We start from the raw sequence: 26,031 nt of genomic DNA on the forward strand, positions 1-26,031 counted from the left end.
TTAATTTATTCCTTCTTTTGATAAAACATCGATAACTTGTTGAATATTCTCTGCCTTGAGAAGTAATGTCATAGCAGTAGAATTTTGAAACAAATTCATCAGTGTTTGTAACATTGATAACTGAGAATGTGCCTCTTTCAACGCCAATATAAAGACGAATTTAACGTTAACGTTCGTTCCATCGCCCATTTGCTTGAAGACAATGGGATTTTTAAGTCGTGCAAACGCAATTTGGTCCTCAACAACATGAACGGAATCGGTGTGGGGAATAGCAACACCGTAACTTCCCGTATCAAGACCAGTTGGAAAATTCATTTCTCTGTTCAAAATAGCCTCTTGAAAACTATTTTTTGCGAGTCCGTTATCGACTAATTGTTTAGAAATTTTTTTAATAGCATCATAATTAGAAGTAGCATCAAGATCTAATTCAATAATTTGTTTACCTAATAACGTTTCCATCATGCTCCAAACTAATTTTTTTGAATAATTGCTCCGAATCAACGCGACGAAGTTTTTCAATATTTGTTTCTTGTAACAATTTTTTTAAAATTTTAACAAGCTGCGAATTAGGATTATTTTGATCAGCAACTATGACCAAAGACCAGTAATGTCTGTTTTTTAAATCATCGCTAGCGAAGTCAATTAATAAAAGACCTTGCTTATCAATACCCGAAAACTCCACATGCGGTAAATCAAATCTTTTAGCCACCTCAACTGGCCCTTTTGCTCTCCTACTAATCAGACCAAACAAAGCCTTTTGTTCGCTAATAGCAAACAAATCTGAAGTCATTTTGGCTATTACGCGATCACGGTCTGATTGAGTATTCGCAATACTTACTTGTCTGAAATATAAATCAATCACTTTTTATTAATTTTTCAATCCTTTGTTTGTCCGCCTCATTGAATAGTGCGCTAACCAAAACAATTGGTATTTTCTTCTTGTTATTGACACCTATCGTGGAAATGATTAAATCAACCATTTGATAATTCTCAGGATGTTTTTCAAAACTATACGATGAAATAACGTCAATAATATCAAGGCTAGGAAAGGCATTTGCGACTTTAACTTTCAGTAATTGAGCAGTTCCAATACCCGAGGCACACATTAAGATCACCTTTTTATGGCTATGTGATACTTCGATTGCTTTTGCCACGTATAAAACAAGAAAACCAATTTCATCATCTGATATTTTGGGAAGTCGATGAGCGATTGAAAAGCATTTCACTATTTTATCAATATTTTTGAAAATATTACCATAAGTAAATTTCACATCATCCAACAAAGGATTCACCATATCAATACCAGAATAAAGCCTGTTCATCATTGGTTTTACATGGCCAACTAAATCAGAACTCAATTCCACCAAATTGACACGGATACTAGAATCAAAAGGATAACTAATGGCAATAAAGTTCGCAAATTCTGTGATTAACGGATCTTCCGAATCATTTTCTATCAAATCCTTATCAAATCTAGTTGAAACCAAATACTTTAATAAATAAAGTGATTCAATCTTGGAAACTGCCATGTGAAGATAATCTTCAATGTTTTTAATAACCCTCAACGAAATTCTATAAAAAGCAACGTTATGACCAATAAGTTTGGTGTCTTTTTCGGAATCATTTTCCAAAGCCTCTGGAATAGTTGCACCTTCGCGAGTTCTTCTAATCAAGATGTATAAATGTGAGAAAATATTGATCCGATATGGATCAAGAATATTTAAGTTCAATTCTTTTTCAATAAAATTAATTTGCGAAGAAACAAAATCCTTATCTTTGCCAGATATTTTTGGAAAAATAGCATCAAAAATATTTGAATTTGATTGTATGAGACGTCCTTCTTCTAAAAAAATCGAATTCAAAGCCTTACGAATATTCTCCTCATTTCCGGCAACGTATATATATCCACGTGTTCTTATGACGTTCAGCGAATAGCGGAATAAATATTCTCGAATCCGACTCAAATCATTCACAAACACCGACTCAGACACAAAATATTCGCTCATAAGCCTTCTGACACCCAGTTTTTTTGGTTGCCACATCAAAAGTCGAATTAACAAGCTTTTATAGCGATCACCAAGATCAGAGGAATCAATAAACCCGCCAACGTGATTAACTATTTCAGAAATGTTTTTGATACGATAACCCAATCCTCGTTGAGATTCAATCACCTCTTTATCGGCGTTAATTTTTTTAATTGTGCGATAAATCGTTTTCACTGAAACGGAAAACCTTAATGCCAACTCATCGGCACGTGTGTAAGACGCCTTTTCAGAAAGGTATTGAATAATTTTGTTGGATAAATCAATCACAACCCCTCCACATGATTCAGTATAGATAAAATTATACAAGCGTTTACATTGATATTTGTCTGTTGCAACGGACTCTGGCGGCGACAAATCTACTAATCACTTTATATTAAAAAGCTCTAAACAATAGCTCTGAACAATTCAAGAAAAAAAATAACCCAAATAAATAGAAAAAGACTTTATAAACGCTTAAAAAAGTGTTAGATTAGCTTTACTTATAAAAAAATAAGTGAAGAAAATAACTAGGAGGTTACTATGTCACGTAAACTAGGAATTATCGGCATAGGACACGTTGGGTCTACGGTTGCTCATCAAGTCGTAGCCACGGGCCTTGCTGATGATTTGGTCTTGATCGATACAAATGAAGCAAAAGTCACAGCGGATGCACTTGATTTTGAAGATGCCATGGCAAATTTGCCATACCACACGAACGTCTATGTCAATGACTATGCAGAATTAAAGGATGCCGATGTCATTATTTCGGCACTTGGGAAAATTGACTTGCAAGAAAATAAAAATGACGATCGTTTTGCTGAATTGCCATTTACCAGCAAGCAGGTCGTCGAAGTCGCTAAAAAAATTAAGGAATCTGGATTTCATGGTATTTTGGTTGCCATTACAAATCCCGTTGATGTCATTACTTCAATTTATCAACAAGTCACTGGTTTGCCAAAAAATCACGTCTTGGGAACTGGTACCTTACTCGACTCATCTCGAATGAAACGCTCAGTCGCTAAAAAATTGAAGATCGATCCGCGTTCTGTGGTCGGCTACAATCTTGGCGAACATGGTAATTCTCAATTTACAGCATGGTCGACCGTTCGTGTCTTGGGTAAGTCGATCGCCGAAATCGCCAGCAAAAATCATTTGGATCTTGATGCGATTAATGACGAGGCCAAACATGGCGGATTCACGGTTTTCCGTGGCAAAAAGTATACGAATTACGGTATTGCTAGTGCAGCTGTCCGCTTATATAGTGCCATCGTTAGTGATGCCGAGACTGAATTGCCAGTTTCCAATTACCGCGCAGAATACGGCTCCTACCTGTCTTATCCAGCCATTGTCGGCCGCGACGGTATTTTGGAACAGCTTCAATTAGATCTCACTAAAGAAGAATTAGAAAAATTGCAAGTTTCAGCTAACTTTATCAAAGATAAATATGCTGAAAGTATGGCAAAAGAATAATAGAAAAACACCAGTTATCGTCATCGCGATCAGCTGGCGTTTTTTTAATTAAAGAACAAAATGAGATAATTAAGTTGAAATATTAGCAATCTTGGGGAACTCATGACATCAGATCACACACAATTGATTGATTTTATCGTGAAAGCCAAACAGCATACATATGCTGCAGAAGCTGGTCAAGCCCAAAGACCTTTATTAAATGCTTCACAACAGTTGGAGTACCGATCCGGTGATTATTTTTATCGCGACATTTATTTTGGTTCCCTTTTTTTCGCCGGTCAGGAAACGGTTAAATTCAAGAACTCAGTCCTTTGGTCAATGACTTATTCGGGCGGCCTGGCCTCGGCAAATGCCGACAGTAAATTAACAAATTCAGTCTATGCTTTTCTCAGGCAAGCCCTGCTTTTGGTCAATAAAAAAACAATATATCGAGGTCCAAAAGAGTTCGAATCAGGACAATATCGTTTTCAAAATGAATCGACAGGTGATCTAAGCCAATTCTATGGCCGAGAAATTATTCTATTACATAAGCAAAAGGTCTACGAGCTGCATTACAGCGGTGGCCTGATCCGCTGATGTTTCATGGCCAAAATAAAAGCCCTTTTACAAGAGCTTTGAAAAGTATTCGAAACTTAAACCAAACTGCGTTCAAACGGCTGATCGCTAATGCCATCTGACAAAATTTTCTTAGACCATTCTTTTGCTGAAAAAAGCGAGTGATCTTTGTAATTACCACAACTGTAAATATCTGTACCCGGCACATCTTTCCATTCGGTTTTGTAGGCAATTTCTTCTAGTGAGCTCTTCAATGCCTGAGCAACTTCAGTCGTTGAATGCTTGCCCCAGGTAATCAAGTGAAAACCTGTCCGGCAGCCAAATGGCGAGCAGTCGATCACACCTGTGAGACGATCCCGTAAAAGGCTGGCTAACAAATGCTCAATCGTATGAAGACCAGCCGTTGGAATTGAATCGGCATTCGGCTGTACCAAACGTAAATCATAATTCGAAATAACATCGCCCTTCTGGCCTGTCTCTTCTGTGATCAGCCGAACGTAAGGTGCTAATACTTTTGTATGATCCAATGTAAAACTTTCAACTTTTGCCATTTTCATGTACTCCTTTAATTCCTTATTTTAATCATTTGTCGCAGTAGGATAAAGACTTTGAATTCAGCTTATCTAGTTTTTAAATCCTAGTGAAAACGCATGCCGCCATCAACTAAAATCGACTGCCCAGTGATATAGCCAGCTGCTGGTGATGCCAGCCAAGCAACGACCTCTGCCACATCGGCTGGTTTTCCTTCTCTGCCCAAAGCGATTTCAGCTAAAACGTGGGCTTTTTGAGTTGGAACAGAAATGTGATTAATTTCAGCTGTTCGCTGATCAATCGCATCACGTAAAGGCGTCCTGACAACGCCTGGGTCGTAAGCATTCACTGTGACCTGATCAACTGCCAGTTCTTTCGCTGCCGACTGTGTCAAACCGCGGATTGCAAATTTTGAGGCAGAATAAGCACTTTGCAAAGCCGACGCCTCAACACCGGCCAAGGATGCAGCATTAATAATACGGCCACCCTGATCTTGTTTTTGAAATTGCCGAGCTGCTGCTTGTATCCCCCAATAGGTGCCCTTTAAATTAACATCCAGCAAACGTTCGATCGCAGCTGGATCAGAATCAACGATCGAATCAATAAAGGCAACTCCGGCATTATTCACAAAAACATTTAAGTCGCCTAGATCAGAAACTGCTTGTTTAACTAGATTGAAAACTTCATCTCGATTTGCCACATCCAATTGATACGCCTTTGCTGAAACGGATTTCTCCCGCAGATTTTCAGCTACTTGCTCTGCCGTGACCGGGTTAATATCGGCAACAGCAATGGCGTAGCCATCTCGTGCTAAACGATAAGTGATCCCTTCGCCGATCCCTTGTCCTGCACCTGTTATTATTGCTAATTTTGTCATCTTATAGACACCTGGTTTTTAGTCTTGCCAGACTGCCTTTGCGGTCGAAATTACTAAACGCAATTTGTCCCATTGCTGGGCTTCGGTCAATTTATTGCCTTCTTCCGTTGAAGCAAAGCCACATTGCGTACTGATTGCTAAATTAGCTAAAGGCACATATTGTTCGGCGTTCTTAATACGATCAACTAAGCTTTGTTGACTTTCTAGTTCTGGGAATTTAGAAGTCACAATGCCTAAGACAATGCGTTTATGACTATCGTTATGCCAGATCTTAGTCAATGGTTTAAAAGTGCCGGAACGATCATTATCATATTCCAAAAATAAACCATCATAGTTCAATTGTCCTAAGTAGTCAGCAACAGAATCATAGCCACCAGAGAACAAATAAGTAGATTTAAAGTTACCGCGACAAATATGAGTTGTCACAGTTAAATCCTCAGGCAGATCCTTCAAAAGATCATTGATCACACGCACAGAATCCTCGGCGATTTTTGTATATTTGGCTTGTTCATCTGGCTGATTTTTCGCGGCATCCAACTGGCTGATCAAATAGGCCCAAGTCGTATCATCTAGCTGAACATATCGTGCGCCTAGTTCGTAAAAATGCAGAATCGTCTGGTGATAGGCAGCAGCAAGATCGGTCAGATAATCATCCCATGTTTCATAGAATTGATGCCAATTATCACTGCGATTATCCCTAAAAAACAAGCTTGGCGATGGAATCGTCTGCTTGGGAATGATCCCTTCCGGCGTGATTGATTTCAAATACCTGAAAGCCTCAAAGAAAGGATGATCAGGATTAAAGGCAATTTTACCAATTAATTCAACATTATCAGTCCGCGTCTGACTACCATGAAACTTATAGCTTTCGTGATAGTCATACTGACCAGCCCCTGTCAGTCCCCACAAGAAATCCAAATGCCACCAGCTTCTAGAAAATTCACCGTCAGTAACATCCTTCAAACCCAGCTTGACCTGTTCATCAACTACGCGCTTAATTTCACGGTGCTGAATATCCAACAATTGTTCATCAGTGATCTCACCAGCAGCTAACTGTGTATGGGCTTGTTTTAGTGCTTGTGGCCGTAATAAACTGCCGACGATATCAGCACGAAATGGTGCTTTTGTTAATGTACTGTTTGTATTTTCTGACATAAGAATGCCTCTTTTCTCGCTTAATTAGATTCGCTACTGTTGATCAGACATAAAAAAAGCCACTCCTGTTCAATACAGAAGTGACTTAGCACGTTACCATCCTGCTTGTTTGATCAGTTACCTGATCAACCTTGCCAACCATCTGCTTTAACATATGAGTCAAAGTTTAATGGCGTGTCTAGTAACGAAGACCAATCCGTTTAATGCTTTCGGTGAACCGTTCGCATTAACCAATCACCGGCCATGTTCGTTTTGCTGCTTCACGTTGACTTCCAGCGACCGTCAACTCTCTAAGCTTTGCTTTAAAACTACTATCCGGATCAACTTGTTTAAAATCTATGCAATAAAGATAACACAGATAAAGGGAATGTCAAATGACAAGTGACCATGTCAAGTTCATAGTGTGTCCTTAAGACAGAAACAGTACCATGTATAAGCAGCAGTTCATAAGAAAATCGCTTAGTCTAAATAATTCGTTTTTAAAAATATGGAGAATGAAGGATTTGAACCCCCGCATCGCAAAGCGACCTACACTCATAATAAATTAAAAATGCCCCTTGGACCAGACTTGGGTAATTCTCCAATGTTGTAAAAATACCAGTAGTTAGCCAGCAGACAACAGTTAATATAGTAACATAGCATCAACAGAATTTGAAATGGATCAATCAATTTCCAGCACATTAGCCGTTTACAAAAATAGCTAGCAGCATCGAAAGAAGTATTAAAATAGGAATAAATAACAACGAGGTAGTCATGACTAAAACAGCAGGATTTTCCGACTTTGAAAAAGAAGCCATGCGTCAAAGAGCTGCAGAACTAAGGAAAGAACAGTCCAACAAAGGTTCGAAGAAAAATGGCGAGGCTGATGTTCTAGAAAAAATTTCAGAGATGTCCGATCAAGAAGCTGTGATCGCTGCGAATTTGCATCAATTAGTCAAAACGATCGCGCCGAACTTATCTGCAAAAACCTGGTACAGCATGCCAGCCTACGCCAATGAAAATGGCCAAGTTGTGATCTTCTTTCAGGCAGCATCAAAATTTAAAACTCGCTATGCCACGATCGGGTTTAGCGACTTAGCGCATTTAGATGAAAACGATCTTTGGCCTACCAGCTACGCCATTACAGAATGGAATAGTTCGGTGTCAAAAACATTAACAAAATTAATTCAACGAGCAGTAGCCTAACAACAGTTTGCCTATCGCTGAGACCTCGATTTTTTTATAAAATTTAGCAAAACAAACAATAGACAAATCAAAAGAAAAAAGCCAAGTCCAAGGTTTGCAATTTTGATAAACATTAAAAATAAAGTTGCTGTCATTTCCTTTAACTAACCTCCAATCAATTATTTGATTGATTTGATAATATTGCCCCCGAGTTAAATCAATCTATAACTAGCAATAAAGTCAGATTAAATGCCATGCAGCGGTTTTGAGCAACAAAAAAACTGAGATAATTCTGATCTCAGTTTTTTTAAGCAATAACTATTATTTAGTCTACGAAGAAACTAACTAGCTCAGGTTGAACCGGCTGTTTCACAGCCTTCTGCCTTGCAAGGTGACGAATATGAGCTTGCGCCGCGGCCAATCTCGCTACCGGTACTCGATAAGGCGAGCAGGAAACATAAGTAATACCAATTTCCTCAAAGAACTCGATTGATTTCGGATCTCCGCCAACTTCGCCACAAACACCGATGGGCAAATCATTTTTTGTTTTCCGACCTTTTTTAATCGCGATCTTCATCAATTCGCCAACACCTTCAACATCGATCGTTTGGAAGGGATCAGCAGGCAAAATGCCATATTCAATGTACTTTGGCATAAAGGAGCCGACATCATCACGCGAATAACCAAAAGTCAGCTGGGTCAGATCATTTGTGCCGAAACTGAAGAAATCCGAGGATTCAGCAATGGCATCAGCCGTCATACAAGCACGCGGCATTTCCATCATGGTACCAACTGTGTACTGAACTTTGATTGATTTTTCGTTAGACGACTGTTTGATCTGTTTTGTGACTAAATCCCTGACCCAAGCCATTTCTGCCTGCGAATCAGTCAAAGGAATCATAATGTGTGGTTGAATCGTGATGCCTTCGCCAGCTAGACGGATGACCGCATTCATAATCGCTTGAACCTGCATTTCATAAATATCAGGAAAAGTGACTGCCAAGCGATCACCACGATGGCCCAGCATTGGATTGGACTCTTTGAGTGAATTGATGCGATCTCTCAAATGTTCAGGACTGATACCGGTTTGCTTGGAAACGGCTTGAATTTCTTTTTCATCGTGCGGTAAAAATTCGTGCAATGGCGGATCAAGCAATCTGATAGTCACTTCTTTATCGCCGGCTAATTTATAAAGCTCATAAAAATCGCCCTGCTGCATTTGCAGTAGTTTGGCCAATGGGTCCTTTCGGCCTTGCAGGTCTTCAGCTAAAATCAAGCGGCGCATTTGTAGTAAACGTTCCGGCTTGAAAAACATATGCTCGGTCCGAGTCAAACCAATACCGTCTGCATCAAAATCCAAGGCCTTCTGGAAATCTTTTGGTGTATCGGCATTGGTGTAAACACCCATTTTGCTGTTTTGCTTTGCCCAATTTAAGAAGGCCGAAAGCTCACCTTTGATCGTGGCATCGCGCGTTTTGACCATCCCCGAATACAGATTGCCGCTAGTACCATCAACCGATACCCAGTCACCTTCGTGGATAATTTGTCCTTTGATTTTGGCAATTTTTCTTTCGTAATCAACTTCCAACTCATGGGCACCTACAACACCAGTAGCCGCCATACCACGGGCAACGACAGCCGCATGGGAAGTCATGCCGCCTCGAGAAGTTACAATTGCCTGACTCACGATCATGCCCTCGATGTCCTCTGGGGATGTGTCTGAGCGCATCAAAACGACTTTTTGACCAGCATCGCTTGCCCTTTTAGCATCTTCAGCCGTGAAATAGACTTGACCACTAGCCGCCCCCGGTGATGCCGGCAGACCAGTTGTCAAAAGATCATGCTGTTTTAAATCATGAAGATCAAACTCCGGGTGCAGCATTTTAGAGATCGATTCTGGCTCAAGACGTAGTAAAGCTGTTTTCTGATCAATTAGACCCTCGCCAACCAGATCAACAGCAATTTTAACCGCTGCGCTCGGTGTCCGCTTGCCGCTGCGCGTCTGCAGCAAATATAGTCGACCGTCTTCGATCGTAAACTCAAGATCTTGCATTTCACGATAGTGCGTCTCTAGTTTGTTGGCGATATCTAACAGCTGTTCATAAGTATCCGGCATAGAAGCCTTCAAAGTCGCAACAGGTTGTGGTGTTCTAATACCGGCCACGACATCTTCTCCTTGTGCGTTCAGTAGATATTCGCCAAACAATCCCGCTTCACCAGTTGATGGATTGCGCGTAAAAGCAACACCGGTTCCCGAATTCTCGCCGTAATTACCAAAAACCATTTCCTGAATGTTCACAGCCGTCCCTAGTTCTTCTGAAATATGATTTTCACGACGGTAAATTTGTGCACGATGATTGTTCCAAGAATCGAAAACAGCATTGATAGCTGCCAACAGCTGCTCTTTAGGGTCTTGCGGAAAAACACCTTTATCAGAAATTTCATATATGTTTTTAAAATGGCTGACGATCTGTTTCAAATCCGCGACTGTCAGATCCAGATCAGATTCATAATGATGCGCATTTTTTGTGTCCGTCAAAACTTGATCAAAAGACGCTTCCGAAATACCATAAACAACATTGCCAAACATGGCCAACAAACGCCGATAGCTGTCATAAGCAAAACGTTCATTGTGCGTTAACTCGGCTATTGTAACGACCGTTTGATCATTCAGACCGATATTTAAAATCGTATCCATCATGCCCGGCATTGAAATAGCCGCACCAGATCGAACGGAAATCAGCAAAGGATGGCTGGTCCCGTTAAATTCCTTGTTCGTCTGCCGACTCAAAGTTTGTATAGCTTGGTCAATGTCGTTTAACAAATGCTTACTCAATTGATGCGTTTGCTGATATTCATGACAAGCTTCAGTTGTCACAGTGAAACCATGCGGGACTGGCAGCCCCATATTAGTCATTTCAGATAGATTAGCGCCCTTACCACCTAGCAGATCACGCATTTTCATGTTTCCTTCTGAAAAGTCATATATTTGTTTAGTCATATATCGCTCCTTTTGAACTAATAATACGTATCATTGGTTCAATATATAATTTATAATAACTTTAATTAAATTGCAAGCGCTTACAGTTAAATGAACATAAAAAAGTCATAAACCAGCGTTGTAGCGAAATTAATCGAGTTAATTGTTTTAATCGAGATTTAAATACGACGTCATTTATCCAAAAAAAGAGCAAAAAAAGAGAACTAAGTCTCAATCATATAGTGCATGATTCAATTTGAAAAATCGTTGATTCCGCTTTCGATGAAATGTTGAAAGATACGGTTCTTCGTGATTTTGCCAATGGCGTGACGGCTCATTTTGTTTTCCACGACCGGTAGTGAATCAACTCGATGATGCAGCAGCAGACGACCTGCTTCAAACACAGACATATCAGCGGTCGCAGTAATAATATTTGGCATTCTCGTCATCACGACGCTGGCCAGCATTGACTGAATATTACTATTATTCAAGCTGGCACGTAATAAATCTTTACGAGAGATCAAACCCACCAAATTGCTCTGATTATCAACCACATACAATGAGCCAACATCTTTTAAGAACAATTTGCTGACAGCGTCCTGCAATGTATCATTTGCTTTAATTTCTGTTGCCGGCAAAAGAATATTAGCAATCGGCATTTTATAAAGAGTCTCATAATCAAAGCTCAGCAATCGATTACCTTTATATTCATAACCAACTTTTGGCCGAGCATCCAGAACAGAAACGCTGGTCAAAAAACGTAAATCCGGCCTAATTGTTGAAACACTCAGCAACAAATTATCGGCAATTTTTTTGCTCGTCAACGGACTGTTTTGCTTCAGCATGTCAATGATCTGTGTTTGTCGTTTTGTAAAATCCATTCTCATAACTCCATTAAGCCGAAATCAGTCGTTAAAATGACATCATAATGATACTTATCTACTTGTATGATACCCATTAATTAGCAGCGAGTGCAGCGAGATCGCCAGAAATTTTAAAAATTAACGCTCATTTAGGCAGGAGTCTAGCTGGATTGCCTACAGCGGTTGTGTGTGCGGGGACGTCTTGTAAAACGATCGCACCAGCACCGATCTTGGCATACTCGCCAATATAGATCCTCCCTAGTATTTGAGCACCAGCACCAATAAAAACATGATCGGCTATCTGTGGATGCCGAGGCCCGCTGGATCTAGGATGTCTGGAACCCAGCGTTACATTGTGCAAGATCGTGACTTCATCACCAATAACTGCCGTTTGACCAATTACTATACCAGTACCGTGATCGATAAAAAGGTGTTTGCCAATTTTAGCAGCTGGATGAATTTCAACACCCGTAGTCCTCTTGCCCCAATGTGCAACCAACGCGGCCAGCAAATAATGTTGACGCACATAAAAATAATGAGCCAGCCGATAAAAAGCCAAAGCATGAAAACCAGAGTATGTCAGCAGGACTTCCCACATGCTATGAGCCGCGGGATCACGTTCGTAAATATTTTTAGCAGCGGCAAACATATGAGAACGTGTTTTAAATTTTAGCGAAAGCCTGTTTGAGATCATCGAGTAAATCCTCGCTATCTTCCAGACCGACCGACAGACGAATCAAGCCATCCTGGATACCGTTTTTTAAACGCACATCGCGCGGAATTGAGCCATGAGTCATAATCGCTGGAATCTCTACTAAGCTCTCAACACCGCCAAGACTTTCAGCTAAATCAATCAATTTTAAACTGTTAACAAATTTTTTGGCGTCTAATTCCGGCTGCAATTCAAAAGAAATCATTGCGCCAAAAGAACGCATTTGCCGTTTGGCGACTTCAAAAGAAACTGATCGCTGATCGCCAGGGTAATAAATGTTCGCGACCTTACTATTGCTCGTTAAATAGTCATTAATAATTTGTGTATTTTCGTCGTGGACACGCATACGAACGCCCAGTGTCTTGATACCACGTTGTAAGAGCCAACTATCATCCGGACCTAAGACACTGCCGATCGCATTTTGCAAAAAAGCCAATTGTTCGGCAATCTTATCGTCGTTAGTCACGGCCAAACCAGCAACGACATCGCTGTGTCCGCCTAAATATTTCGTGGCACTGTGAACCACGATATCAGCACCTAGACGTAATGGGTTTTGGTTATAAGGCGTCGCAAAAGTATTATCAACAATCGTTTTCAAATCGTGTTTTTTTGCAATTTGAGCAATCTGCGCAATGTCGCTGATCCTCAGCAAAGGATTAGTCGGTGTTTCTAAATAAATAGCCCGTGTATTGGCTTGGATCGCAGCTTGAACTGCAACTAGATCACGTGTATCGACAACTGTAAAAGTCAATCCAAATCGTTTTAAAACTTGATTGATTAAACGAAAAGTGCCGCCGTAAACGTCATTGCCGACGATAATATGATCACCAGCAGAAAATAGCGAGAAAACAGCATGAATCGCAGCTGATCCGGATGCAAAAGCAAAACCAGCTTGACCACCCTCTAACTCGGCAATCAATTTTTCTAAAGCCGCTCGTGTTGGATTACCGCTTCGACCGTACTCCCATTTCGCTTGGCCACCCACTTCTGACTGATGAAAAGTTGATGCTCGATAGATAGGTATTGAAACTGCGCCGGTCGTTGGATCTTCGCTGTTGCCGCCATGAATCACTTGTGTATTGAATTTCATTTTCTATACTTCCTTTAATCGTAGATATGTTTGCTTAAATAGCGTTCGCTTGAATCTGGAAAAACAGTCACAATCGTTGAAGCTGCAGGTAATTGTTCAGCCACTTGCAGGCTGGCCGCCAAAGCAGCACCGCTAGAACTTCCCACAAACAAGCCACTGTGTTTGGCTAACCATTTAACATATTTAAAAGCTTCGTCATCACTGATCGTTTTGACTTGATCAACATGAATTTGTTTAAAAAACGGTGGTACGAATTCCACGCCAATGCCTTCAATACGGTGGCTGTGTGCAGGCCCACCGTTTAGAATCGACCCAACAGGTTCAACGGTGACAGCCTGCATATGCGGATAGCGTTCCTGCAAGGCGCGTGTTGTCCCGACAAAGGTACCGCCACTGCCAGATCCGGCAACGAAAGCATCGATAGGCAGATCGGCCAAGTCATGTAAAATTTCTGGGCCTAATGTTTTGTAGTAAATATCCGGATTGGCCGGATTTTGAAACTGCAGCGGCACATAAGAATTCGGTGTTTTGGCGGCTAAACTTTCGGCTTTGGCAATCGCACCTCTGATACCGTCAGCAGCTGGAGTATTGATAACTTGCGCACCAAGTGCCCGCATCAAAACTTGTTTTTCAAAACTAAATTTCTCCGGCACGATTAACTTGACCGGTAAATGATATTTTTGAGCAGCTAAGGCAACACCAATGCCTGTGTTGCCAGCCGTTGGTTCAATAATTGTTGTAGCGGATTTGATGGCACCTATGCGGCGGCCATGTTCGATTAAAGCAAGACCAAGACGATCTTTGACACTGCCGCCTGGATTAAACATTTCCAATTTGGCATAAATTTGGCTACCCTTCGCTGCTTTGATATTTAAATGTAGCAAAGGTGTGTGGCCAATTGTTTCATAAACACTTTCAATTAACATTTTTAATACTCCTTTGTAAAAGTAGACAAAAAAAGACGCAGATCCTTAATGAGAATTTGCGTCTTGCAGGTTTAACTCTGATTTTAAAATTAGCCTAAATGGTGGTTATTTCGGACATTTTAAGCACAACAACAATCAGTGAACCGACAAAAACGCGGCCCACAACAACAACTATTTGATTGCTTCTGTGCAAAAGACATGAATAAAACCTCCAGTTATTTAATAAATTCATCATAGCTGACTTAATCAACGATTTCAACAAAATCATTTTCCACCCTATCTGTAATAAAATGAGTTTGTGAGGAAAAAACGAATCTGCTCTTTTCGATTACAGAAAATTATACAAAGCAATTAAGGACGACGCTCTTTTCGATCAGAGCAAACAATCCACAAGATGCGTTTGATGTCTATTTAATCCTTGATGGTCATCTGTCCAAGCAAGTCAATGGCTTAAGCGATTTTTGCCGGTCTTTAAACATGAAGCTGCATTTGATCCAAATACCGGAAAAACTTTTTGCCAAAGCGCCTAAAACGAAGCGCTACCCAAAAACAATTTATTACCGTTTGATCGCACAAAATTTCCTGCCAGACAGTCTTGACCGGATTCTTTATCTTGACTGTGACCTGATCTGCCTGAATCCTTTTGGGGCATTTTATCATTTGGACTTCGAAAATAAGCTGTATGCTGCGGCCAGTCATTTTGAAAACATTAAAATCAGCAGTACTTTTAATAAAATTCGTTTGGGAAACTATGATTCGGATAACTATTTTAATTCTGGCGTTCTACTGATGAATTTGAAAATGCTGCGTCAAAAAATCAATATCAACGACATTTACGCTTATATCGAAAAAAATAGCCTGCAGTTATTACTGCCCGATCAAGATGTGTTAAACGCATTATATGGTAATCAAATCAAATCCGTAGCGGATACTTATTACAATTACGATACGCGTTATTTTAGCGCTTACAAGCTTTTAAATGACGGGCTGACCGATCTTGACTGGATCATGAAACACACAGTTTTCCTGCATTTTTGCGGTCCATACAAGCCTTGGAACAAGTCATATAATCGCAAATTTGCGGCACTTTACAAGCACTATGAGTGGGTCGCTAACCGAGATTCGCTAGATAAAAATGAGACCGATCAAGGCTTGAAACCATCAGTTGACAAAAAACAGCCTTTGTAAAAAAAGCCCCATATCAACAATTGTCAATACAGAGCTAAAATGCGGGCGATGGGAGTCGAACCCATACGGTATTTCTACCACAGGATCCTTAATCCTGCGCGTCTGCCAATTCCGCCACGTCCGCGAACAAAAATATTATACTCGAAAAACAGGCGAACTGCTTGGATTAATTCAATAAAATAAGTAAATCTTGTCATTTGGTCGATTTACCATACTAAAATGAGAACCCTTTCTTGATTTAATCTAATTTTGATTCAAAAAAACACTTTTGAGTGATAGACTAGTTTAAAATTTAAGTAGGAGGAAATTATGATTGAATATCAGATTCGTGGTGAGAATATGGGAACGACCGATGCAATTGATAACTATATCAAGGCTCGTTTGGAAAAACTGAATAACTACATCGAATCAGGAAATGATCCGATCGCACGCGTTAATGTCCGCAAATACAATGAAAAGACCTTTAAAATCGAAGTCACAATTCCACTGCCCTACTTGACATTACGTGCCGAAGAAACACAAAGTGACTTCTATAGTGCCGTTGATCAAGTTTCCGCTAAATTGCTCCGCCAGATTCGTAAATTCAAGACTAAAGTCAATCGTAAATCTCGCGAAAAGGGTTATAAGGGCATTGATTTTAATGAAGAAATCGATCCTTTGCCAGCTGATTCGGCTGAAGAAAAAACTGTTGATGTTATTCGCCGCAAGACATTATCGTTAAAGCCGATGGATATTGAAGAAGCAGTTTTACAAATGGAAATGCTTGATCATGACTTCTTTTTGTTCTTAAATGCCGAAACAGATCAGCTTGATATCGTCTATAAAAGAGATGATGGCAAATATGGGCTGATCGAAACGGCAAACGTTGAAAGTTCAAAATAATTACCTTGAAAACAGCTCAGGCTGTTTTTTTATTTTAAATGTTTCTCCGCGACCAATTTCAAAGTTGCACCATCGATGCCGCAACGCATTTTTCTTAAATTGATTTTACGATGCCGCGAATATTCATGATGATGAGCGGCCGTACACTGATAAATATAAAAAGATTTCGCCTGGGAATGCAGTGGTGAATATCGAGGCGCATCGATCTGTTTCAGCAAGTTTTGAAAATCACGATCATTTTCCCGGTGAATGCCCTTTGTTAAAAAAATATCATAATGAGCTAGTTCATGTTTGATGATTCCTGGTAGATCCTCATCTGAAAGTTTTGGATTAATTTCCATAAAAACTTTTTGTTTTAAAATCCGACTACCAATTTTTGGAAAAACCATTCGGCCGCCCGTTGAACGCAAATGTCCATTAAAAAAAACATCATGATTGAAATTTTTGCCAAAATACATAAGCGAAAGGCGCTCAACGAGCGCCTTCAGTTCTAATTTTGAAATTTGAGTCATTGATCATCCCCTCAGTCCAGGAACAGTCAAAATACGATTTACAGTGTGATTAATTTTCTGCATTAGATCATCTTGATCCTGCTCGGATCGAGAAAACTTCTTAAGATCAACTGTCTTTGAATTCGTTTCCAAAGAGGCTGTCATGTCTTTGGTCGCAGCTACATAAGCCCTAAAATAATCGACTAGATTACTTTTCAGGCCCAACAGTTGAACCGGAGCTGCCAAAGTGGATAAGTGATCAGCTGCCCTTTGATAGCCGTCGTTTGCATCCATGAATTCAGCTAAAATTGCTTTAAAATCAAGATCGGACATTTCTGAAAGTGTTTTATCATTCAGAGCTGTTCTCAGCTTGCTGTAAAAGGGTGCGACTTTGGCATTCGTATCATCTATTGCATTTAAAAAATTTTGCAGTCCTTGTGCAAATTGTTGTGGTTTAACTGGTTTCATATGACTACTTCTTCTTTAAAATAAGACGCTCGAATAATTTTACTACTTCAACAACTATGACGATTGAAAATGAAGCAGCTAAAACAATTAACCATTGATGAGAATTGAGGTCGGAAACGTGGAACAGTCCGTTTAGCCCAGGTATCAAGACGACGATCGCCATAGAAAGTAGGCTGAATAAAATGGCAAAATTAAAGTATTTATTAGCAAAAGGATTGACTTTAAAAATTGACTGATAAATAGATTTAACATTGAAAGCATTCACTAACTGCATTAATCCAAGCGTCATAAAGGCCATTGTCAGCGCATCCAAATGAACCAATTCATTATTACCGGCATGATCTGGATACGCAAGTGCCAACGCATAAACACTTAATACAGTCAAAGATTGAACGATTCCCTGCCAAATAATGGCACTGCCAACACCACCGGACAAAAAACTTGATTCTTTGCCGCGCGGCTGGCGATCCATAATACCTGGTTCTGCCGGTTCCAGTCCCAAAGCAATCGCTGGAAAAGTATCGGTCACTAAATTAATCCAAAGGATCATCACTGGCACAAACAAATTCCAACCCAAAATAGTCATCACAAATAACGTCATAACCTCGGCCAAATTTGAGGAAAGCAAATATTGTAATGCTTTTTGAATATTAGAGAAAACGGTTCGCCCTTCTTTAACGGCGTTCACGATCGTCGCGAAATTATCATCAGCGAGAACCATATCAGAAGCTCCCTTAGAAACCTCGGTACCCGTAATACCCATTGCAATACCGATATCAGCCGCTTTTAATGCCGGTGCATCGTTCACACCATCCCCTGTCATCGCGACCGTCTTACCGCGTTTTTGCCAAGCATTTACGATTTTAACCTTATGCTCTGGCGCAACTCGTGCGTAAACACTGTACTGAGCAACTTTGTCTTCAAATTGTTCATCCGGAATTTGGTCCAATTGGGCTCCGGTAATGATCGCCTCTGGTCCTTGCTGAGCAGTCAGAATACCTAAGCGGCGAGCAATTGCTGCCGCCGTATCCTTATGGTCTCCAGTAATCATAATCGGACGAATACCAGCTTGGCGAGCTTGTTCAACCGCTTGCGCCACCTCCGGCCTTTCTGGATCGATCATAGCGACGAAACCTACGAAAACAAGATCTTTTTCAACAGCTTTGCTGGTTAATCGACCCGGAACTTCCTTGACATTTTGATAAGCAAAAGCTAACACTCGTAAAGCTTGTTGAGCCAATTCGTGATTAATCGTCAGCAATTGCTGACGATTTTCTTCGGTCAAAGCCACAGCCTTACCATTTAAATCAATTTTAGAAGTTCGCCGTAACAATTCATCTGGAGCTCCTTTAACCGTAATTAAATATTGAGCAGCATTTTTGTTAACGGTTGTCATTAATTTACGTTCCGAATCAAACGGAATCTCAGCCACGCGCGGCATCTTGTCAAATAACCGTTCAAGATCCTGATCCTGTTTTTCATTAAAACTGATCAGTGCTGTTTCAGTCGGGTCGCCCAGTAATCCATCTTCGGTCATCTTGGTATCGTTATTCAAAGCCATGACGACAGCTAATTTTTCAGCTGCCGCATTTTTTTGGATCGGATCAACGGCATCGAAAATCTGATTATTGACAACATATTTTTCGACTGTCATCTTGTTTTGTGTCAAAGTACCAGTCTTATCGGAGCCAATAATTTCTGTTGAACCAAGCGTCTCAACAGCAGCTAAGCGACGCATTAAAGCATTTTTCTTGGCCAAACGGCCAGTGCCCAGCGCTAGTGTAATCGTCACAATAGCTGGCAAACCTTCGGGAATGGCAGCAACCGCAATACTGATAGCTGTCAATAACATATTGATCCAGGATTCAGCTCCTTTGATCATACCGATCGCAAAAACAATCACAGAAATAAATAAGATCAGATAAGTTAAGCTTTTTCCCAACTGTTTTAAATTAATTTGCAAAGGTGTGGCTGTCTCGTCGGTCTGTTCAAGCATGCTGGCAATGTGGCCTACCTCAGTCTTCATACCTGTCGCGACGATCATGCCGACTGCGCGGCCGTAAGTAACATTCGTATTCATAAAAGCCATGTTATGACGATCACCGATGCCAGGATTCTTAGCCTTTAAAATTGCTGCACTTTTTTCAACTGGAACTGATTCACCGGTTAAAGCAGCTTCTTCTATTTTCAACGAATTAACTTCAATCAGCCGTAAGTCAGCCGGTACAATATCACCAGCTTCAAGTAACACAATATCGCCCGCAACAAGCTGATCGGCCGGAACCGAAACAACCTTCCCACCACGACGTACATTTGCATTTGGTGTCGACATTTTCTTTAGAGCCGCAATAGCATCTTCAGCTTTCGATTCTTGAAAAACACCAAAAATTGCATTTAAAATGACCACTAGCAATATAAAAACAGCATCAACAACTTCACCGGTCATCGCTGCAATAACTGCTGCTACAGCCAAGATCGCAATCATAAAATCTTTGAACTGATTTACAAATTTTTGTAAAAGTGTCGTTTTCTTAGCTTGGTTCAAAGCATTGGGGCCATCTGAAAGCAAGCGGTCTTGTGCCATTTTCTCACTCAGACCTCGTTGTGAATCGGATGAAAATTGAACTAAAAGTTCCTTAATATTCTGGTTATAAAATTTATTTTCAGACAAAATAAAAGACTCCTTTCAAATTGAAATTATATGAGTCTCACTGTTTAAGGGTCACCAGGGTTCATTGTCGCCCGTGTAACTTGGATTTCCCGCGCATCAAGCAATGATCCGCCGTTACTCCCTCATTTAATATGTTAATTATACCGAAAAGTACTATTTTTTAATCAGGCTTCACACTTGTTTCTCATAGAAGTTACCCCAAGTGTGATCAACTTTCCACATCGATGCAAAAGCTTTATCATCAGCTTCATGCACCGCTTCACGTAATTCATATCGCTCTTCAAGCGTGATGACTGTAAAAATAACATGTTTCGAATCGTGCAGATAGCCGCCAGATGCATCATCTAAGACCGTAATGCCGCGACGAAGGTGTGCTTGGATCGAATCAACCATTTGTTCTTTATTATTCGTCACGATCATGACCTGCATCTGCTGCTGCTGAGTATAAGCAATCGAAGTCATCCAAGCTGAAACGACAATTCCTATAATCGAATAAAATGCATATTTCCAACCATGTTGCAGTCCAGATCCAACCATAATAATCGAATTAAAAGCAATGTTGATTGGAAAAACTTTGATATTCCAAAAACGTTTGCCAAGAATTTCAAAGATATCAAGTCCACCGGTTGCCACGCCATTTTTCAAAGCAAAACCAGTCGCAAAGCCATTGATCGCGCCACCGAAAATTGCACACATTAGTGGATCAGAAATCAATGGTTTGACTGGAGCTGCAATAATATCGATAAACAACGAGGAACAAGCGATGGCAACAATTTCAAAAAAAGCCAAACGATGGCTGATAATTGCCCAAGCCAGAATTGTCATCGGAATATTGACGATCAAAATAACTAGCGGTAGCGCATTAGCAGAGAAAAAATAACTGATCAATTGGCCCAAACCGTTAAAGCCGCTAGAATAGATATTTCCAGGTTTCCAAAAAAAATTCATTGCCACCGCAACCAAAATGCCATATAAAAGCGCTGCACCCGCTCGAGCGACAATTGCATGTTTAGATAAATAATTTCGAAGTTGATCCATCATAATTTAGTAAACCACTTAATTAATTGCCCAATGATTAATCGGTCCAAATTTATGGCCAACTTGAATCGTGTTTGCAATGGCTTGGTGTGTTGCCTTTTTAGCAATATCGATCGATGCCTTGATCGAGTTCCCTTTGGCTATCTCAGCCGTAATAATTGCAGAAAAAGTGTCCCCTGTTCCATTAATATGTTCTGTTTCGATATAATTTGCACGCAAAGTATAGCGACTACCATCGGCTAGCAAAACATAATCAGAAACTGTTTTACCCTCAAAATTGTCGCCATGGTAGCCTTTAATAATAACATTTTGAGTTCCAAATCCTTGAATTTTCTGTGCAGCTCTCGCAACATCATTTTCATTCTCAAAATCAAAACCCACAATAGCCTGTGCTTCAGAATAATTAGGCGTCGCAACCGTTGCCAAAGGTAGTAATATATCTCTCACAGTATCAATTGCCTGATCCTCGAGTAATTTAGCACCATGTTTTGTTGTTATGACTGGATCAACGATCAGCGGACCAAAATTGACCCGCCTGTAATTTTTAGCTACATTTAAAATTAATTCACTATTAGCTAACATACCAGTTTTCGCAGATCGAATGTGAAAATCGTCGGCAATCGCTTTGAACTGAGCATCAATAAAATCTAAAGGAAATTGATGACCGGCACTAATGCCATAGGAATTTCCCGCAACCGCTGCCACCAAAATAGACATGCCATAAACATTTCGTACAAAAAAAGAATGCAGATCAGCTTGAGCACCAGCTGATCCATCGGAATCTGAACCCGCAATCGTAACAACTTGCGGAAAAGAATTGTATGTAAGAGTCTGCATGTTTATCATCAAAAATCTAGAATTTGTTTCCACCTTTTAATTCCAAATATGTCATAGCCGTAGATGCCACTAGAGCAGCCAAAATATCGTCAATATACACATTGATCGAGTCTTTTTTATCATTTAAAACGCCGATCAAGCCAGGTTTTTCATTATCCAACCAGCCATAATGAACAACAGCCGCAGCACTAAATTGAGAAGCCAAACCAATAGCTAAAATTTCATCAACGTTATGGCCATTAGCATCTCGAGCGAGTCTAGCCTTCAAGGGCTGGGAATCAGGCATTGTTTCAGCCAAAGCGTCTAAATATAGTCCGGTTAAAATGATATCGTTAACCTCATCGCGCTTCAGAACAAGATTAAAAGCATTCTTAACAGTTACTGTGTCAGCTACGAAATGATAGTGCTGCTGCAAGAAAACGCTCGTTAAGTCATAAATATCTTGTAAATCAACACCTCGTTCACTTAACTGGTGAACACTTGCTAATGCTAAATCAGAATAATCACTCATGTAATAAATATAATACTCTTTTTCCCTGATATGTTTGCCATGGCCACCTCGATCTCTCAATTATAAGCAGATAGGCAGTCGACCAGTCAAAGTTGTCAGGCTTGCTGACAAAAAACGATCAAAATGGACAAAAAAAATCACCCAAACCGGGTGATCACTTGCATCGCATCGTCCTAGTCTCGCAACAGGCGTTCCTGTAACTACATTGGGCCCTGACAAGCTTAACTTCTGTGTTCGGAATGGGAACAGGTGTGACCTTGTCGGAATAAACACGATACTCAGTACTTACGCACTGATAACCGAATAGTAATTAAAAATCTCATCATTCAAGCAATTGAACCAAACCACTTACTTGGTTAAGTCCTCGACCTATTAGTACTAGTCCGCTCCATGCATCACTACACTTCCACTTCTAGCCTATCTACCTGATCGTCTCTCAGGGGTCTTACTTCTAACGAATGGGAAATCTCATCTCGAGGTTAGTTTCTCACTTAGATGCTTTCAGCGATTATCTAATCCATACGTAGCTACCCAGCGGTGCTCTTGGCAGAACAACTGGTACACCAGAGGTATGTCCATCCCGGTCCTCTCGTACTAAGGACAGATCCTCTCAAATTTCCTGCGCCCGCGACGGATAGGGACCGAACTGTCTCACGACGTTCTGAACCCAGCTCGCGTACCGCTTTAATGGGCGAACAGCCCAACCCTTGGGACCGACTACAGCCCCAGGATGCGATGAGCCGACATCGAGGTGCCAAACCTCCCCGTCGATGTGGACTCTTGGGGGAGATGAGCCTGTTATCCCCGGGGTAGCTTTTGTCCGTTGAGCGATGGCCCTTCCATACGGAACCACCGGATCACTAAGTCCTACTTTCGTACCTGCTCGACCTGTCAGTCTCACAGTCAAGCTTGCTTATGCCTTTACACGCTACGAATGATTTCCAACCATTCTGAGCAAACCTTTGAGCGCCTCCGTTATCTTTTAGGAGGCGACCGCCCCAGTCAAACTGCCTGCCAGACACTGTCTTCGATCAGGATAACTGATCAGAGTTAGAACGTTCATACAACAAGGGTAGTATCTCAAGGTTGACTCAGTCGAAACTAGCGTTCCGACTTCAAAGTCTCCTACCTATCCTGCACATGCAGCACAAACATTCAATATCAAGCTACAGTAAAGCTCCACGGGGTCTTTCCGTCCTGTCGCGGGTACCCAGCATCTTCACTGGAATTTAAATTTCACCGAGTCTATTGTTGAGACAGCGCCCAAGTCATTACGCCTTTCATGCGGGTCGGAACTTACCCGACAAGGAATTTCGCTACCTTAGGACCGTTATAGTTACGGCCGCCGTTCACTGGGGCTTCAATTAAGACCTTCGCCGAAGCTAAGTCCTCCTTTTAACCTTCCAGCACTGGGCAGGCGTCAGCCCCTATACTTCATCTTACGATTTTGCAGAAACCTGTGTTTTTGATAAACAGTTGCTTGGGCCTATTTGCTGCGGCTGGTATAAAACCAGCAGTCCTTCTTCCGAAGTTACGGACTCATTTTGCAGAGTTCCTTAACAATAGTTCACTCGCTCACCTTAGTATTCTCTACTCGACTACCTGTGTCGGTTTGCGGTACGGGCAATATTTTCTTCCTACGAAACTTTTTTCAGCAGCGTGAATTCACACAATTCCCAAGTAAACTTGGTAGCTTAACAGCTTATCCTTAAACATAAAAGCATTTAACTCTTATGAAGACTAACTGCTTAAAACCACATCCAATAGTGGCCTGTGCTATCCTTCTGCGTCCTTCCTTCGGCAATTCAATATTGGTACAGGAATATCAACCTGTTGGCCATCGACTACGCTTTTCAGCCTCGCCTTAGGTCCCGACTAACCCCCCGCGGACGAGCCTTCCGGGGGAAACCTCAGTCATTCGGTGGATAAGATTCTCACTTATCTTTCGCTACTCATACCGGAATTCTCACTAGTTAACGCTCCAACATGTCCTTACGGTCATCCTTCATTGCATTAACTACGCTATCCTACCATGCTTACGCATCCACAGTTTCGGTAATATGCTTAGCCCCGGTACATTATCCGCGCAAGAGCACTCGACTAGTGAGCTATTACGCACTCTTTAAAGGGTGGCTGCTTCTGAGCCAACCTCCTAGTTGTCTATGCACCTTCACAACGTTTTCCACTTAGCATATATTTAGGGACCTTAACTGGTGATCTGGGCTGTTCCCCTTTCGACGATGGATCTTATCACTCACCGTCTGACTCCTGCACATACTTATCTGGCATTCGGAGTTTATCTGATTTTGGTAACCCTTGAAGGGCCCCTAGACCAAATAGTGCTCTACCTCCAGTAAGCTAATTGCAAGGCTACACCTAAATGTATTTCGGATAGAACCAGCTATCTCCGAGTTCGATTGGAATTTCACCGCTATCCACAGTTCATCAAAGGGTTTTTTAACACCCACTTGTTCGGTCCTCCAGTAGGTATTACCCCACCTTCAACCTGACCATGGATAGGTCACTCGGTTTCGGGTCTACAACTACGTACTGAATCGCCCTATTAAGACTCGCTTTCGCTACGGCTCCAGTCTTTGCACCTTAACCTTGCACGCAATCATAACTCTCCGGTTCATTCTACAAAAAGCACGCTCTCAGCCATTAACGGCCTCGAACTTCTTGTAAGCACACGGTTTCAAGAACTATTTCATTCCCCTTCCGGGGTTCTTTTCACCTTTCCCTCACGGTACTTGTCCACTATCGGTCACTAGTTAGTATTTAGCCTTGGGAGATGGTCCTCCCAGATTCCGACCCAATTTCACGTGTTGGGCCGTACTCAGGATCCTGATTAGAGAGTACAAGATTTCGCATACAGGTCTATCACCTTCTATGGAACAGCTTCCCAACTGTTTTTGCTATCTTATACCTTTGTAACTCAACATCAGTCCTACAACCCCTAGATGCAAGCATCTAGGTTTGGGCTCTTCCGCGTTCGCTCGCCGCTACTGACGGAATCGAAATTTCTTTACTTTCCTGCTGTTACTGAGATGTTTCAGTTCACAGCGTTCTGCTTCATCTAATCTATGAATTCAAAAAGATGATGATCATTAAGATCGGGTTGCCCCATTCGGAAATCCTCGGGTAAGCTTACTTACAGCTGACCGAGGCATATCGTAGTTAGTCACGTCCTTCATCGCCTTCTAGTGCCAAGGCATCCACCATGCGCCCTTATTAACTTAACCTATCGATCTGACGACCGACGATTAACCAATAAATTATTTATGAGATCTATCTCTAGATTTTTTATTAGCGGTAACTTTTCAGTTACATTTTTATCGAAGTGAATTCTCGGTTCAATTTACCTAATGTCTCGATGTCGATTAAGACATTAGGATTTTAAATTAACAAGAAATTTAATTACTATTCAGTTATCAATGTGCAATTGGCAGTCAAAACTGCCAATGGAGAATATCGGGTTCGAACCGATGACCCCCTGCTTGCAAAGCAGGTGCTCTCCCAGCTGAGCTAATTCCCCAGTTGCTGATTTTCAGGGCGGCGCTCTGAAAACCGAACAGAACTCAAACAAACAAATTTTGAT

Annotated in this window: 22 protein-coding genes, 3 tRNA genes and 2 rRNA genes; 5 read left to right on the top strand and 22 right to left on the bottom strand. The window is 41.0% G+C overall.

Annotated features, from left to right (window positions below; translation table 11 throughout):
• Genes DLJ48_RS00895 through DLJ48_RS00905 form a run of 3 tightly spaced genes read right to left on the bottom strand, consistent with a single transcriptional unit; the run spans nt 1 to nt 2,312 of the window.
• Nucleotides 1–462 (bottom strand): PTS sugar transporter subunit IIA, encoded by a 462-nt coding sequence (locus tag DLJ48_RS00895; RefSeq protein WP_243148616.1) that lies wholly within the window; start codon nt 460–462, stop codon nt 1–3.
• Nucleotides 440–862 (bottom strand): PTS sugar transporter subunit IIA, encoded by a 423-nt coding sequence (locus DLJ48_RS00900; protein WP_128685079.1) that lies wholly within the window; start codon nt 860–862, stop codon nt 440–442. Before DLJ48_RS00900 ends, DLJ48_RS00895 begins: the two co-directional genes overlap by 23 nt.
• Nucleotides 855–2,312 (bottom strand): BglG family transcription antiterminator, encoded by a 1,458-nt coding sequence (locus DLJ48_RS00905; RefSeq protein WP_161566090.1) that lies wholly within the window; start codon nt 2,310–2,312, stop codon nt 855–857. The genes DLJ48_RS00900 and DLJ48_RS00905 overlap by 8 nt, the downstream gene beginning before the upstream one ends.
• Nucleotides 2,313–2,564: 252 nt before the next feature.
• On the opposite strand from DLJ48_RS00905, the gene DLJ48_RS00910 reads away from it, so the two are divergent.
• On the top strand, nt 2,565–3,494 hold the full coding sequence (locus DLJ48_RS00910; RefSeq protein ID WP_128685083.1) for an L-lactate dehydrogenase: 930 nt from the start codon (nt 2,565–2,567) through the stop codon (nt 3,492–3,494).
• 102 nt (nt 3,495–3,596) lie between these two features.
• Nucleotides 3,597–4,070: a DUF5680 domain-containing protein gene (locus DLJ48_RS00915; protein ID WP_128685084.1), complete on the top strand. Its 474-nt coding sequence runs from the start codon at nt 3,597–3,599 to the stop codon at nt 4,068–4,070.
• Nucleotides 4,071–4,126: 56 nt separating this feature from the next.
• Here DLJ48_RS00915 and DLJ48_RS00920 read toward each other — a convergent pair whose 3' ends face one another.
• The 4 genes from DLJ48_RS00920 to DLJ48_RS00935 all read right to left on the bottom strand — a co-directional run bounded on the left by DLJ48_RS00920 (nt 4,127) and on the right by DLJ48_RS00935 (nt 7,194).
• A complete protein-coding gene (locus tag DLJ48_RS00920; RefSeq protein WP_128685086.1) occupies nt 4,127–4,600 on the bottom strand; it encodes an S-ribosylhomocysteine lyase in 474 nt (157 codons plus the stop codon).
• An 86-nt stretch (nt 4,601–4,686) separates the two neighbouring features.
• Nucleotides 4,687–5,457, bottom strand: a complete 771-nt coding sequence (locus DLJ48_RS00925; protein ID WP_128685088.1) for an acetoin reductase — start codon at nt 5,455–5,457, stop codon at nt 4,687–4,689.
• Between the two features lie 18 nt (nt 5,458–5,475).
• On the bottom strand, nt 5,476–6,612 hold the full coding sequence (locus DLJ48_RS00930; RefSeq protein ID WP_128685090.1) for a vitamin B12 independent methionine synthase: 1,137 nt from the start codon (nt 6,610–6,612) through the stop codon (nt 5,476–5,478).
• 488 nt (nt 6,613–7,100) lie between these two features.
• Nucleotides 7,101–7,194, bottom strand: a tRNA-OTHER gene (locus DLJ48_RS00935).
• Between the two features lie 171 nt (nt 7,195–7,365).
• Here DLJ48_RS00935 and DLJ48_RS00940 point away from each other — a divergent pair.
• Nucleotides 7,366–7,797: a hypothetical protein gene (locus DLJ48_RS00940; RefSeq protein ID WP_128685092.1), complete on the top strand. Its 432-nt coding sequence runs from the start codon at nt 7,366–7,368 to the stop codon at nt 7,795–7,797.
• 304 nt (nt 7,798–8,101) lie between these two features.
• Here the strand turns inward: DLJ48_RS00940 and ppdK are convergent, their stop codons facing one another.
• From ppdK to DLJ48_RS00965, 5 genes are all read right to left on the bottom strand, one after another.
• Nucleotides 8,102–10,777, bottom strand: a complete 2,676-nt coding sequence (gene ppdK / locus DLJ48_RS00945; RefSeq protein WP_128685094.1) for a pyruvate, phosphate dikinase — start codon at nt 10,775–10,777, stop codon at nt 8,102–8,104.
• Between the two features lie 230 nt (nt 10,778–11,007).
• Nucleotides 11,008–11,637 carry a helix-turn-helix transcriptional regulator gene (locus tag DLJ48_RS00950; protein ID WP_128685096.1) on the bottom strand — a complete coding sequence of 210 codons (630 nt, stop codon included), beginning with the start codon at nt 11,635–11,637 and terminating at the stop codon, nt 11,008–11,010.
• 127 nt (nt 11,638–11,764) lie between these two features.
• Complete coding sequence (cysE, locus tag DLJ48_RS00955; protein WP_128687041.1) at nt 11,765–12,268, bottom strand: serine O-acetyltransferase; 504 nt, start codon at nt 12,266–12,268, stop codon at nt 11,765–11,767.
• Nucleotides 12,269–12,281: 13 nt separating this feature from the next.
• Entirely contained in the window at nt 12,282–13,421 is a 1,140-nt protein-coding gene (locus DLJ48_RS00960; protein WP_128685098.1) for a trans-sulfuration enzyme family protein, read from the bottom strand.
• 14 nt (nt 13,422–13,435) lie between these two features.
• Complete coding sequence (locus tag DLJ48_RS00965) at nt 13,436–14,347, bottom strand: PLP-dependent cysteine synthase family protein (RefSeq protein ID WP_128685100.1); 912 nt, start codon at nt 14,345–14,347, stop codon at nt 13,436–13,438.
• 327 nt (nt 14,348–14,674) lie between these two features.
• Between DLJ48_RS00965 and DLJ48_RS00970 the strand changes: the two genes are divergently transcribed.
• Nucleotides 14,675–15,535: a glycosyltransferase family 8 protein gene (locus DLJ48_RS00970; protein WP_243148689.1), complete on the top strand. Its 861-nt coding sequence runs from the start codon at nt 14,675–14,677 to the stop codon at nt 15,533–15,535.
• Nucleotides 15,536–15,575: 40 nt separating this feature from the next.
• Here DLJ48_RS00970 and DLJ48_RS00975 read toward each other — a convergent pair.
• A tRNA-Leu gene (locus DLJ48_RS00975) sits at nt 15,576–15,659 on the bottom strand.
• Nucleotides 15,660–15,844: 185 nt separating this feature from the next.
• Here DLJ48_RS00975 and hpf point away from each other — a divergent pair.
• Nucleotides 15,845–16,417 carry a ribosome hibernation-promoting factor, HPF/YfiA family gene (hpf, locus tag DLJ48_RS00980; RefSeq protein WP_128685103.1) on the top strand — a complete coding sequence of 191 codons (573 nt, stop codon included), beginning with the start codon at nt 15,845–15,847 and terminating at the stop codon, nt 16,415–16,417.
• A gap of 29 nt (nt 16,418–16,446) precedes the next feature.
• Here hpf and DLJ48_RS00985 read toward each other — a convergent pair whose 3' ends face one another.
• The 9 genes from DLJ48_RS00985 to DLJ48_RS01025 form a co-directional block, all read right to left on the bottom strand.
• Entirely contained in the window at nt 16,447–16,929 is a 483-nt protein-coding gene (locus tag DLJ48_RS00985; RefSeq protein WP_128685105.1) for a SprT family protein, read from the bottom strand.
• Between the two features lie 3 nt (nt 16,930–16,932).
• Entirely contained in the window at nt 16,933–17,376 is a 444-nt protein-coding gene (locus DLJ48_RS00990; protein ID WP_128685107.1) for a hypothetical protein, read from the bottom strand.
• Between the two features lie 4 nt (nt 17,377–17,380).
• Nucleotides 17,381–20,047, bottom strand: coding sequence for a cation-translocating P-type ATPase (locus DLJ48_RS00995; RefSeq protein WP_128685109.1), 2,667 nt, complete (start codon nt 20,045–20,047; stop codon nt 17,381–17,383).
• A gap of 171 nt (nt 20,048–20,218) precedes the next feature.
• Complete coding sequence (locus DLJ48_RS01000; protein ID WP_128687042.1) at nt 20,219–21,085, bottom strand: YitT family protein; 867 nt, start codon at nt 21,083–21,085, stop codon at nt 20,219–20,221.
• A gap of 18 nt (nt 21,086–21,103) precedes the next feature.
• Nucleotides 21,104–21,922, bottom strand: coding sequence for a bifunctional hydroxymethylpyrimidine kinase/phosphomethylpyrimidine kinase (gene thiD, locus DLJ48_RS01005; protein WP_128685111.1), 819 nt, complete (start codon nt 21,920–21,922; stop codon nt 21,104–21,106).
• A 16-nt stretch (nt 21,923–21,938) separates the two neighbouring features.
• Nucleotides 21,939–22,433 carry a phosphatidylglycerophosphatase A gene (locus DLJ48_RS01010; RefSeq protein ID WP_128685113.1) on the bottom strand — a complete coding sequence of 165 codons (495 nt, stop codon included), beginning with the start codon at nt 22,431–22,433 and terminating at the stop codon, nt 21,939–21,941.
• A gap of 160 nt (nt 22,434–22,593) precedes the next feature.
• A 5S ribosomal RNA gene (rrf, locus tag DLJ48_RS01015) occupies nt 22,594–22,710 on the bottom strand.
• A gap of 75 nt (nt 22,711–22,785) precedes the next feature.
• Nucleotides 22,786–25,675, bottom strand: a 23S ribosomal RNA gene (locus DLJ48_RS01020).
• Nucleotides 25,676–25,895: 220 nt separating this feature from the next.
• A tRNA-Ala gene (locus DLJ48_RS01025) sits at nt 25,896–25,968 on the bottom strand.
• Between the last annotated feature and the right edge of the window lie 63 nt (nt 25,969–26,031).

The sequence above is a fragment of the Oenococcus sicerae genome (assembly GCF_004102045.2).
In the GTDB taxonomy this organism is placed as follows: domain Bacteria; phylum Bacillota; class Bacilli; order Lactobacillales; family Lactobacillaceae; genus Oenococcus; species Oenococcus sicerae.

Coding starts and splice junctions, on each gene's coding strand:
- DLJ48_RS00960 (WP_128685098.1), bottom strand. CDS start 13,421: ATGAAATTCAATACACAAGTGATTCATGGCGGCAACAGCGAAGATCCA.
- DLJ48_RS01000 (WP_128687042.1), bottom strand. CDS start 21,085: ATGGATCAACTTCGAAATTATTTATCTAAACATGCAATTGTCGCTCGA.
- DLJ48_RS00930 (WP_128685090.1), bottom strand. CDS start 6,612: ATGTCAGAAAATACAAACAGTACATTAACAAAAGCACCATTTCGTGCT.
- DLJ48_RS00965 (WP_128685100.1), bottom strand. CDS start 14,347: ATGTTAATTGAAAGTGTTTATGAAACAATTGGCCACACACCTTTGCTA.
- cysE (WP_128687041.1), bottom strand. CDS start 12,268: ATGTTTGCCGCTGCTAAAAATATTTACGAACGTGATCCCGCGGCTCAT.
- DLJ48_RS00990 (WP_128685107.1), bottom strand. CDS start 17,376: ATGAAACCAGTTAAACCACAACAATTTGCACAAGGACTGCAAAATTTT.
- hpf (WP_128685103.1), top strand. CDS start 15,845: ATGATTGAATATCAGATTCGTGGTGAGAATATGGGAACGACCGATGCA.
- DLJ48_RS00925 (WP_128685088.1), bottom strand. CDS start 5,457: ATGACAAAATTAGCAATAATAACAGGTGCAGGACAAGGGATCGGCGAA.
- thiD (WP_128685111.1), bottom strand. CDS start 21,922: ATGCAGACTCTTACATACAATTCTTTTCCGCAAGTTGTTACGATTGCG.
- DLJ48_RS00915 (WP_128685084.1), top strand. CDS start 3,597: ATGACATCAGATCACACACAATTGATTGATTTTATCGTGAAAGCCAAA.
- DLJ48_RS00920 (WP_128685086.1), bottom strand. CDS start 4,600: ATGGCAAAAGTTGAAAGTTTTACATTGGATCATACAAAAGTATTAGCA.
- DLJ48_RS00940 (WP_128685092.1), top strand. CDS start 7,366: ATGACTAAAACAGCAGGATTTTCCGACTTTGAAAAAGAAGCCATGCGT.
- DLJ48_RS00985 (WP_128685105.1), bottom strand. CDS start 16,929: ATGACTCAAATTTCAAAATTAGAACTGAAGGCGCTCGTTGAGCGCCTT.
- DLJ48_RS00910 (WP_128685083.1), top strand. CDS start 2,565: ATGTCACGTAAACTAGGAATTATCGGCATAGGACACGTTGGGTCTACG.
- DLJ48_RS01010 (WP_128685113.1), bottom strand. CDS start 22,433: ATGAGTGATTATTCTGATTTAGCATTAGCAAGTGTTCACCAGTTAAGT.
- ppdK (WP_128685094.1), bottom strand. CDS start 10,777: ATGACTAAACAAATATATGACTTTTCAGAAGGAAACATGAAAATGCGT.
- DLJ48_RS00950 (WP_128685096.1), bottom strand. CDS start 11,637: ATGGATTTTACAAAACGACAAACACAGATCATTGACATGCTGAAGCAA.
- DLJ48_RS00895 (WP_243148616.1), bottom strand. CDS start 462: ATGATGGAAACGTTATTAGGTAAACAAATTATTGAATTAGATCTTGAT.